The organism is Nocardia sp. NPDC058666, assembly GCF_042714895.1.
Lineage (GTDB): Bacteria > Actinomycetota > Actinomycetes > Mycobacteriales > Mycobacteriaceae > Nocardia.
Genome location: NZ_JBHXRY010000118.1, coordinates 1 through 1,057 on the forward strand (window position 1 = coordinate 1; position 1,057 = coordinate 1,057).

General features: G+C 70.6%; 2 protein-coding genes and 1 pseudogene. 2 read left to right on the forward strand and 1 reads right to left on the reverse strand.

Annotated elements, in window-relative coordinates; translation table 11 throughout:
* Positions 1 to 180 (forward strand): annotated as a pseudogene (locus ACFWVD_RS28920) (cyclohexanecarboxylate-CoA ligase); the annotation flags it as partial.
* 83 nt (positions 181 to 263) lie between these two features.
* On the opposite strand, the gene ACFWVD_RS28925 reads toward ACFWVD_RS28920, so the two are convergent.
* Positions 264 to 734, reverse strand: a complete 471-nt coding sequence (locus ACFWVD_RS28925) for a protein kilB (RefSeq protein WP_379248101.1) — start codon at positions 732 to 734, stop codon at positions 264 to 266.
* 159 nt (positions 735 to 893) lie between these two features.
* Between ACFWVD_RS28925 and ACFWVD_RS28930 the strand changes: the two genes are divergently transcribed.
* Positions 894 to 1,057 (forward strand): VOC family protein (locus ACFWVD_RS28930; RefSeq protein ID WP_379248103.1); only part of this gene is annotated, 164 nt, incomplete at its 3' end.

Here is a 1,057-nt window from a genome sequence, read left to right on the forward strand (position 1 = left end):
GTGGTGGAACAACCCCCGGGCGCCGCCCCCCTGACCCTCCCCCAGCTGACGGCCCACCTCCGCGCGGAAGGCCTGGCCACCCACAAACTCCCGGAACAACTGGAACTCCTGGAATCCCTCCCCCGCAACGAAACCCTGCGCAAGGTCCTGAAGTACAAACTCCGCGAACGGTACGCCTAGCCCAGCGCCGCACCGGGCTCACCACCGCACCGGGCAACCTGCCGACGGAGGCATCGAGCATCACCGCCGCCACGTGCGGAATCTCAACGGTGGTCGGGGCTCAGCAATGTGGCAGCCGCGGCGACGAAGGCCGCTGACGCCTCCTTGGCCGCATGCCGCCGGGCGTCCAGTTCGGCGCGGTCGGCCGCCTTGCGCAGCGCGTAGGTGGCCTCCGCGGCCTGCTCGGCCGGGCCGGCCAGCTCGGGGACCAGGACCTGAAGCCGGATGTGGGGCGCGGTGATCGCCGTTCGGGTGTCGTGGGACCTCGTCTGGGCCTCCAGCCGGTGCTCGGCACCTGCGTCGGCCAGGGTCAGGCGCTCCCGATGGAACATCGCCGAGCGGTGCGCGTCCAGGGCGGCCGCGAAGTCGGTGACGGCGCCGAGCTGGTCCTGACGGTGGCTGTCGGCGCGCAGCTCGGCACGTGCGGTGCGTGCGGCACGGTGCTGGAGGAAGCCGGCGGCCAGAGCACCGGCGAGGGTACCGAGCACGGCAACGATCGAGGGCCATATGGACAAGATGGTGGGGCCTCTCCGGGAGTCGGCGGACGGATGCGGCTTCGAGGGCACGTGCACCGTATGTTCCCAGGACTCAGCCCCTCACGGGGTTGAACTCCGCCCCTCCGGGAGGAGGATGGGGACGCTCGACACGGACAGGTACCGACGGTTGGAGGAATCATGGCCAAGGAATTCCAAGTCACTTACGACTGCGCCGACCCGGGTGCGCAGGCGGTGTTCTGGGCCCAAGCACTGGGCTACCGCGTCCAGCCGCCGCCCGAAGGGTTCCCCGACTGGCCGACCGCACTCACGGCGTGGGGCGTGCCTCCCGAACTGCACAACAG